The 10149-nt window shown below is 38.1% G+C and carries 7 protein-coding genes; all 7 read left to right on the forward strand.

Features of this window, described 5'->3' with window-relative positions; all coding sequences use genetic code 11:
* The first annotated feature begins 23 nt into the window (after positions 1-23).
* The 7 genes from AC27FM_RS09240 to rbfA all read left to right on the forward strand — a co-directional run bounded on the left by AC27FM_RS09240 (position 24) and on the right by rbfA (position 9969).
* Positions 24-4319 carry a PolC-type DNA polymerase III gene (locus tag AC27FM_RS09240; protein ID WP_487087590.1) on the forward strand — a complete coding sequence of 1432 codons (4296 nt, stop codon included), beginning with the start codon at positions 24-26 and terminating at the stop codon, positions 4317-4319.
* A 124-nt stretch (positions 4320-4443) separates the two neighbouring features.
* On the forward strand, positions 4444-4911 hold the full coding sequence (gene rimP, locus AC27FM_RS09245; RefSeq protein WP_487087591.1) for a ribosome maturation factor RimP: 468 nt from the start codon (positions 4444-4446) through the stop codon (positions 4909-4911).
* Between the two features lie 33 nt (positions 4912-4944).
* Positions 4945-6108: a transcription termination factor NusA gene (gene nusA, locus AC27FM_RS09250; RefSeq protein WP_487087593.1), complete on the forward strand. Its 1164-nt coding sequence runs from the start codon at positions 4945-4947 to the stop codon at positions 6106-6108.
* A gap of 13 nt (positions 6109-6121) precedes the next feature.
* On the forward strand, positions 6122-6430 hold the full coding sequence (rnpM, locus tag AC27FM_RS09255) for an RNase P modulator RnpM (protein WP_487087595.1): 309 nt from the start codon (positions 6122-6124) through the stop codon (positions 6428-6430).
* Positions 6427-6726: a L7Ae/L30e/S12e/Gadd45 family ribosomal protein gene (locus tag AC27FM_RS09260; protein WP_487087597.1), complete on the forward strand. Its 300-nt coding sequence runs from the start codon at positions 6427-6429 to the stop codon at positions 6724-6726. The genes rnpM and AC27FM_RS09260 overlap by 4 nt, the downstream gene beginning before the upstream one ends.
* A 13-nt stretch (positions 6727-6739) precedes the next feature.
* On the forward strand, positions 6740-9598 hold the full coding sequence (infB, locus tag AC27FM_RS09265) for a translation initiation factor IF-2 (RefSeq protein WP_487087599.1): 2859 nt from the start codon (positions 6740-6742) through the stop codon (positions 9596-9598).
* 11 nt (positions 9599-9609) lie between these two features.
* Complete coding sequence (gene rbfA / locus AC27FM_RS09270) at positions 9610-9969, forward strand: 30S ribosome-binding factor RbfA (protein ID WP_487087601.1); 360 nt, start codon at positions 9610-9612, stop codon at positions 9967-9969.
* Positions 9970-10149: the final 180 nt, after the last annotated feature.

Raw genomic sequence — 10149 nt, forward strand, 5'->3', positions numbered from 1 at the left:
TTTTATTTTTTGAAAGGTAAGATATGTCAGATAAAAATCAACTTTTTAAAATTTTAATTAAACAAATCAATTTAGATAATTTAATAGAATCTGACCCACTGTTTGATACCGCGAAGTTGGACAAATTGGAAGTGCATAAAAAATCGAGACGCTGGACGTTCTATTTCAATTTCGATGATGTACTACCGTTTAATGATTTTCAAAGTTTTGTCAGTGGATTGAAGCAAACTTTTGAGGGCATTGCAGCGATCGACTTCAATATCCATGCCGATAATCAGCAACTGGATGAAAATAATATTCGGGATTATTGGACGTATGTTTTGGAAAACTGTGAAGAAAGATCACCGGTGGTTTCGCAATTGATGAGCCAAAATCCTCCTATTTGTGAGAATGATCAAGTTTTTTTGACGGTTTCAAGTGGCTTTCTCGCTGACTTCATGGATGGAAAGTTGATCAGTAGTATTCAAGACGCATACTTGGATCTAGGGTTCCCACCATTTAAAATTCGAGTAAATGTTGATGAGGCCAAGGGTCAAGAAGACGCTCAAGCGCTCGAAGTTGCTAAGCAGGAAGAAACTAAACATTTTCAAGATAAAGTTCAGGAAGTTGCTCAGAAAAAAGCTAAAAAACCAGCTAATGTTTCTAAAGTAGGACGTAAGATACCAGATGATTCTGATGTTATACAAATGATCGATATCAATGAAGAAGATCGAAACAAAGTGGTTGAAGGTAATATTTTTGATATCGATGTTAGAAAATTAAAGTCTGGTCGCTCACTTTTGATCCTAAAGGTGACGGACTATACTTCTTCATTCAGTATTAAAAAATTCTCAAATGGTGAAGAAGACGAAGCCTTCTTTGAAAGTCTGTCAAAGGGTGCTTGGATTAGGGTTCGTGGAAATATACAAGAAGATAGTTTCTCCCGAGAATTGGTCATCATGGCAAATGACATTAACGTCATAAAACATGCTGAACGTCAGGACAAAGCCCCAGAAGATAATAAAAGAATCGAATTACACTCTCATACTAATATGAGCCAAATGGATGCAATACCAAGTGCAACTGACTTAGTAAAACGTGCTAGTGACTGGGGACAACCGGCAATTGCTATTACAGATCATCGTGCTTTGCAGGCATTCCCTGAAGCGTACAGTGCCGGTAAAAAATTTGGAGTGAAAATCGGATACGGTGTCGAGATAGATTTGGTCGATGAAGGAAATCCGATCGCTTATAATTTGCGGGATGAGGAATTGAATCCGGCAGAATATGTTATTTTCGACGTGGAAACTACTGGTCTATCCGCTGTTTACGACAGTATCATTGAGTTGGCGGCGACTAAGATGAAGGATGGCGAGATTATCGCATCATTTGATGAGTTCATCAATCCTGGACATCCATTATCTGAATTTACAACTAGCTTAACTAGTATCACTGATGCAATGGTTGAGAACGCGCCGGATGAAAAAACAATCATTCAGAAATTTATCGACTTCGTAGGCAATGACATACTTGTCGGACATAACGTTACTTTTGATATTGGTTTCATAAATTCAGCTTTAACACGCATGGGACATGATCGAGTATCTGTTCCAGTGATCGATACACTAGAAATGTCACGAACACTTCATTCGGAATATCGTAATCATAAGCTCGATTCTCTAGCCAAGCGATACAACATAGTCTTGGAGCACCATCATCGTGCTAACGCTGATGCTGAAACAACAGGATACTTGATGTATAAATTGTTCGAAGAAATGGAAGATAAATTTTCCATTACCAATGTGTCACAGTTGAATGACCATGTGGGTGGGGATGAAGCATACAAGCAGGCACGTCCTAGCCACGCAATTTTATTGGCTCAAACTCAAGAGGGCTTGAAGAATATGTTCAAGATAGTTTCATATTCAATGACACAATATTATTATCGAACTGCTCGTGTTCCACGCCGATTATTGAATAAGTATCGTAAGGGTATTTTAGTTGGTTCGGCCTGCAAAGATGGTGAAGTATTCAATACCATGATGCAAAAAGGGTATGAAGATACTAGGGAGCTAGCACAATACTATGATTACTTAGAAGTAATGCCAAAGCCAGTTTATCAACACTTGCTTGATGCAAAGTTGATCAAGGATGAGGCTGGACTAGAAGAAATATTGAAGAACATTATCAAATTAGGTAAGGAAATAAATAAGCCGGTCGTAGCTACTGGTGATGTTCATTATCTTGATCCACACGATAAAATTTATCGTGAGATCGTCATCAAGGCTGTCAAGAGTAACATTCTAGCACGTCAAACATTACCTGACGTGCAGTTTAGGACGACTGATGAAATGTTTGATGCATTTGATTTCTTAGATGATCAAACTCAACAAGAGATTATCGTTGATAATCCTAAATTGATCATGGATCAGATAGATGAAATATCACCGGTTAAAGACAAACTTTATACTCCTAAGATGGAAGGCGCTGAGGACGAAATTCGTAGTTTGACTATGAATCAGGCGCACGAATTATACGGTGAGAACCTTCCCGAGATTGTTCAAGAACGAATGGATAAGGAACTTAAAAGTATCATCGGTAATGGTTTCTCAGTTATTTACTTGATTTCTCAAAGGTTGGTTTATAAATCAAATAAAGACGGATACTTGGTTGGCTCTCGTGGTTCTGTCGGTTCCAGTTTCGTTGCCACGATGACCGGTATTACCGAAGTTAATCCATTGCCGCCGCATTATCGTTGTCCTAAATGTAAATATTCTGAATTCTTTACTAAAGGTGAAGTCGGTTCGGGATTTGATTTACCTGATAAAAAATGCCCTAAATGTGGTACCGAGTTGAAAAAAGATGGTCAGGATATTCCTTTTGAAACTTTCCTAGGCTTTAAGGGTGATAAGGTTCCTGATATCGATCTGAACTTCTCGGGAGATTATCAGCCGGTTGCCCACAATTATACTAAGGTACTTTTCGGTGAGGACCATGTATTTAGAGCCGGAACTATCGGTACGATTGCGGACAGAACGGCCTTCGGGTATGTTAAGAACTACGAAGAACTGACTGGACAACAGTTGCGAAATGCCGAAGAAGAACGACTTGCCGTAGGATCGACGGGTGTCAAGCGAACTACCGGACAGCATCCAGCGGGTATTATCGTAGTACCTGATTATATGGATATTTTTGATTTCACGCCGATTCAGTATCCGGCTGATGATCAGAATGCTGCTTGGAAGACGACTCACTTTGATTTCCATTCAATTCACGATAATATTTTGAAATTAGATATTCTAGGTCATGATGATCCGACGATGATTCGTACGTTACAAGATTTATCTGGCATAGATCCTAAGACGATTCCTGTTGATGATCCAGAAGTTATGGAGTTGTTTAGAAGCACGGATTCACTAGGTGTCACCCCGGAACAAATTTTTTCTAAGACTGGAACATTGGGTGTTCCCGAATTTGGAACGAGATTTGTACGTGGAATGTTAGAAAAAACTCATCCCACTACATTTGCCGAATTATTACAAATTTCTGGTTTATCACACGGGACTGATGTTTGGTTGGGAAATGCTGAAGAATTGATCGATCAGGGTGTTGTCACGTTGAAGGAAGTTATCGGTTGTCGTGATAATATCATGATGGATTTGATTCACTGGGGTATGAAATCACAGACAGCCTTTCAGATCATGGAGCATGTTCGTAAGGGACGTGGTATTCCTGATGAATGGCAACAAGAAATGAAAGATGCCGATGTCCCGGAATGGTATATTCAATCTTGTCTCAAAATTAAATATATGTTCCCTAAGGCCCATGCGACCGCCTATATTTTGATGGCGCTACGTATCGCTTATTTCAAAGTTCATTATCCACTCTATTATTACAGTGCCTATTTCTCAGTTCGTGCTGATGATTTCAATCTAGTTGCGATGACAACTGGTAAGGATGCCGTTAAGTCCGCAATGAAAGAAATCAACGATAAAGGGATGGATGCATCGACTAAAGAAAAAAATTTATTGACCGTTTTGGAACTGGCAAATGAGTGTTTGGAACGTGAATTTAAAATTAATATGGTCGATCTTGATAAATCAGACGCCTTTGAATTTAAGATAATCGATGACAAGACATTGCTCGCACCGTTCAATGCCATCCCCGGTCTGGGCGATAACGTTGCTAAGCAAATCGTTGCGGCACGTGAGGAACAGCCATTCTTGTCTAAGGAAGATCTGTCAACTCGTGGTAAAGTATCAAAGACTATCATCGAATATATGACCGAAAATCATGTTTTGGATGGAATGCCGGACGAGAATCAACTCTCGCTCTTTTAGTGTCAAGCGTTGAAGGTTGATTTAATTGTGAAAGTATGTTAAATTACCTATTAGTTAATTATTGATTAATGAGTGAGCAGAAATGCTCACTCTTTTTATTGCCGATTACTTTGGAGGATTATTTTTGAATACAAAAGTTGATGAATTAAAAGCCATCTTACAACCAATTCTAGAAAAGCATGATTTCTTTCTGGCTGATTTAGAGTTCGTTCGCGAACGTGGAGATTGGTATTTACGAGTATATGCTGATAAGAAGGGCGGCATCAGTATTGATGACTGTGCTCTGATCAGTGAAGAGTATGGTGAAAAATTGGACGAATTAGATCCAATCGAACCAGCTTATTATTTAGAAGTTTCTTCACCCGGTGCAGAACGTCCATTGGAAAACGATGACAGTTTACTCAATTATGAAGATGCATATGTTAATGTTTCGCTGTACAAAAAACAAGACGGTGATAAGGTTTTTGAAGGTAGAATGACCAAAGTAACTAATACACAAATAACTTTGAATATAAAAGTGAAAAATCTTAAGAAGACAATCGTAATCGACAGAGATAAGATTGCAAAGATTAGACTCGCAATTGAATTCTAGAGAACTTCTAGGAACTCATTTAAGGAGAATAGTATGAGTAAAGAAATGGTTGACGCACTCGATGCGTTGGAGAATGAAAAAGGTATCAAAAAAGAATATGTAATTGAGTCACTAGAAGCTGCATTAGTTGCAGCCTATAAACGTAATTACAACCAAGCTCAAAACGTTGAAGTTGAATTTGACGCAAAAAAGGGTAATATACATGTCTATGCGGTTAAAGAAATCGTTGATGAAGTTATCGATGATAGACTAGAGATTTCACTTGAAGATGCTTTGAAAAAAAGCAAGGGTTATGAATTAGGTGATCACGTCCGTGAAGAGGTCACACCTAAAGATTTCGGAAGAATTGCTGCTCAAACTGCTAAGCAAGTAATCATGCAACGTGTCCGCGAAGCTGAACGTGATATCATCTATAATGAATATAGTCAATATGAACACGAAATTATTCAAGGTATAGTTGAACGTAGTGATAGTAGATTTGTATACATAAACTTTGGTAAGATTGAGGCAGTTATGTCTAAGTCTGACCAAATGCCCGGTGAAACCTATAATTCACGTGATAGAATTCGTGTATATGTTACAAAAGTTGAAAATGCTACAAAGGGTCCACAAGTTTTTGTATCTAGAACCGATCCGGGCTTAGTCAAAAGATTATTTGAACAAGAAGTGCCAGAAATATATGATGGAACTGTAGAAATTGTTTCGATCGCGCGTGAGGCTGGAGACAGAACTAAGATTGCTGTTAAGTCAGATAACCCTGATATCGACCCAGTTGGTACTTGTGTTGGTCCTAAGGGTTCACGTGTCCAAGCAGTAGTTGATGAATTAAATGGTGAAAACATTGATGTTGTACCTTATGTTGATGATCCAGTCGACTTCATTGCAAATGCCTTAAATCCAGCAGAAGTAATTGCTGTGCAATTCGATGATACAGATAAGAAACAATGTATCGTCATCGTTCCAGATTATCATTTGTCATTGGCAATTGGTAAAAAGGGTCAAAATGCAAGATTAGCCGCTAAATTAACTGGATATAAGATTGATATTAAACCAGAATCACAAGTCGAATTTGTTGATGATAATGATGAGGATGTTGATATTGAAAACATTGACGAAAAATTAGACTCAGAGCCAAAGACAGATAGTGATTCAAATGCAGAGTCAAACGAAGATTCAGATACAGATTCTCAAGAATAAGGGGGTGATGGGATTGGCAACACGTAAGATACCCATGAGAAAAGATGTTCTAACTAACGAAATGTTTCCTAAAAGAGAACTAGTTAGAATCGTCAGAGACAAAGAAGGAAACGTTTCAATAGATCCCACTGGTAAGAAGTCTGGACGTGGCGCTTATGTAGGGCTTGATCCTGACGCCATTAAAGAAGCAAAATCTAAAAAGACTTTGGAAAAGGTTTTTTCACACGCAGTTCCAGATGAATTTTATGATGAATTATTCGATTTTGTTGATCATCAAAAGGCCAGAATGGATCTATTTGGAGATTTGGGTAAGAAACATTGAAAAAATCGTTTTTAGATTTTTTAGGCATAGCATTACGTGCAGGTAAGATGATTACTGGTACAGAGCTAACATTGCAAGGAATTAGAAATAAAAGCGTAAAATTAGTTATAATAGCAAGTGATTGTAGTGACAGAACTAAAAAAGATATGGCTAATAAAGCCGATTCTTATGATGTGACATTGATCGACCATTTTACAAGTCAAGAACTTAAAGATGCGATCGGAAAAGAACGGAAAGTTATTGGTATTACAGATCTTGGAATTGCTAGAAGGTTAATTGAAATTATGGAAAATTAAGGAGAGTGATAGGATGGCCAAAAAACGAATTTATACTATTGCAAAAGAAAATAGTGTTGATAATCAAGTCATATTAGATGCCGCTGTTAAATTAGGTATCGATGTTAAAAATCACATGTCATCAGTCGATGAAGCAAGTGAAAAGAAGATCGTAGGTAGTTTGAAAGGAAGCAAGAAGCCTTCAGACAACGCTACAAGTAGTTCTTCAAAAGAACAGTCAGGTGAAAACCGTCAACAAAGTGGTGATCACAAGACTAAAATCAAAATTACTGCTGTAAGAAGAGACCCAAATAAGAATAAGGGTCATTTTGAGCGTAACCATAGTAATAGTAATGGTAACGGCAACAGTAATTATCGTGGAAATAACAATAACAATCATAATGGAAACCGTAACAATACTTCTACTAGCAATAATAGAAGTAATAATAACAGCAATAACAACAACAGCGGTAACCGTAATGGAAGTAATAATGGGAATAATCGTCCAAACAATAACCGTAGCAATTCAATCAATCGCAATGGTAATCGTAATAATTCCCAAAACCGTGACCGTCCACAAACACAACAAGCACCAAGACCTAGACAAAGTGCTGGTAACAAGTATCTAGAACAATTCAAGACAAACATTCAAGAAGCAAGTCGTTCTACTAACCGTCCTAGAACTAACAACCATAATAATCACAATGGTAACAACGCCAGCCGTCCAAACAATAACCACAATAATAACCATAATACAGGCAACCGTAATAGCAATAACACTAACAGTAATAATACTAACCGTCCTAACAACAATCGCTTCAACAATAATAACAACGCTAACAACAATCACGCTAATACTAACAACCGTAACAATAATACTGCTGCTAGAAAACCAGTGGCAACAGAGAACAAGGCTAAGGAAGCTCCAAAAGCAGCTGTAACACCAGCCAGTGTTGAAGTTCCAAAGCCAGAATACAAGAAGAGTAAAGCAGCTAACACTAACCGTGACTTTGGTCATAAGCAGAATTTGGCTAGTCCTTTCGGAACTCGTAAGAAGAAGAAAGAGAGAAAGAGACAACAACGCCAAAGAACTGAACCTAAGAAGCCAATGCCACAAAGAAAAGAACGTCCATTACCAGAAACATTGGTTTACACTGTCGGTATGAATGCTCAAGATATTGGTAAGTTGATTCACCGAGAACCAGCTGAGATCGTTAAAAAGTTATTTATGTTGGGAATTATGATCAACCAAAACCAATCATTGGATAAAGATGCCATCGAATTGCTAGCTACTGACTATGGTATTAACTCTGAAGAGAAGGTTGAAGAAGATATCGCTGATATCGATCAATACTTCGATGCAGAAACAACAAGTACAGAGAATCTTGTTTCACGCCCTCCAGTAGTTACTATCATGGGTCACGTTGATCATGGTAAGACTACCTTGCTTGATCATTTGAGACATACACACGTTACAGAAGGTGAAGCTGGTGGTATCACACAACATATCGGTGCTTATCAAGTAAGATTGAACGAACGTTTGATTACTTTCCTTGATACACCGGGACATGCTGCCTTTACTAACATGCGTGCTCGTGGTGCTGATGTCACTGATATCGTTATCCTAGTTGTAGCTGCCGATGATGGTGTTATGCCACAGACAATCGAAGCTATCCATCATGCCAAAGCCGCAAATGATCCAATTATTGTTGCGGTTAACAAGATCGATAAACCAGGTGCAAATCCACAACACGTTATTGAACAATTGATGGAATACGAACTAATTCCTGAAGATTACGGTGGAGATACTATCTTTGTTAATATTTCTGCTAAAGTCGGAACAAACATTGATCAATTACTAGAAATGGTTCTTTTACAAGCTGATGTTATGGAATTGAAAGCAAATCCTAAACAAAAGGCCGTAGGTACTGTTATCGAAGCTAAACTTGATAAAGGCCGTGGACCAGTGGCTTCATTGTTAGTACAACAAGGTACACTTCACATAGGTGATCCAATCGTTGTTGGTAATACTTATGGTCGTGTTAGAACAATGACAAACTACAATGGTAAAGAAGTTAAGAAAGCAACACCTTCACAACCAATTGAGGTTACAGGTTTGAATGACGTTCCTGAATCAGCTGATAAGTTTGTTGTCTTCAATGATGAAAAGACTGCTCGTGCAGCTGGTGAAGAACGTGCTAGTCGTGCTCTTCAAGTTGAACGTCAAAAGACAAATCCTGTTACACTTGATAACTTGTTTGAGACAATGAAAGAGGGAGAACTCAAGACTGTTGACGTTATTATTAAGGCCGACGTTCAAGGTTCTGCTGAAGCCATTGCCGGAAGTTTGAAGAAGATCGATGTTGAGGGTGTTCGTGTTAATATCATTCACTCTGCCGTAGGTGCAATCACTGAAAGTGATGTTAACCTTGCTGCCGCAAGTAACGCCATCATTATTGGATTCAACGTTCGTCCAACAGCTCAAGCACGTGTTCAAGCTAAGGAAGAAAATGTTGATATTCGCCTTCACCGTGTTATCTATAAGGCAATTGATGAAATTGAAGCTGCTATGAAGGGTATGCTTGAACCAGTTTACGAAGAAAAGATCACAGGTAACTTGACGGTTCGTGAAACATATAATGTTTCTAAGATCGGTACTATTGCTGGATGTATCGTAAATAGTGGTAGCATCACTCGTGAAAGTGGAATTCGTCTAATTAGAGATGGCATTGTTGTCTTTGAAGGCAAACTTGCTTCACTTAAACGTTTCAAAGACGACGTCAAAGAAGTTACTTCAGGATTCGAATGTGGTGTTACAATCGAAAACTACAATGACATCAAGATTGGCGACGAAATTGAAGCCTATGTGATGGAAGAAGTTCCAGTCAAATAGGAGATGATAATATGGTAAAACATCGAATTGGTCGTGTAGAACAAGAGATTCAAAAAGAAGTTAATGATATCTTATTGAAGCGTGTTCGTGATCCTCGTGTGCAAGGTGTAACAGTTACTGGTGTTGAAATGACTGGTGACTTGCAATCTGCAACCATCTATTACAGTATTTTGTCTGAGAAAGATGCAGATGTTGAAAATACTCAAAAGGGATTGGATAAGGCTAAAGGGTTGATTCGTAAAGAACTAGCACCGCGCCTAACTTTGTATAAAATTCCAGAATTGGAATTTAAACAAGATAAATCAATTCAATATGGTGAAAAGATCGATCGCTTGATTGCTAAAATGCATCAAGACGAAGCTAATAAATAAGATAAACAAAAACTCAGCGTAAATGCTGAGTTTTTTTGTACCCTACTTTTAAAAAATGAATGCTATTATTTTTAATAACTAGTAAAATAGTCATTGGTATGTTATCAACCACTCCCCACTAAAGTAGGAAGTTTGTGAGAATACCACTCAATAGTGATACGACCACAATTAGCTTAGATA

The organism is Companilactobacillus sp. y65-5 (assembly GCF_057541095.1).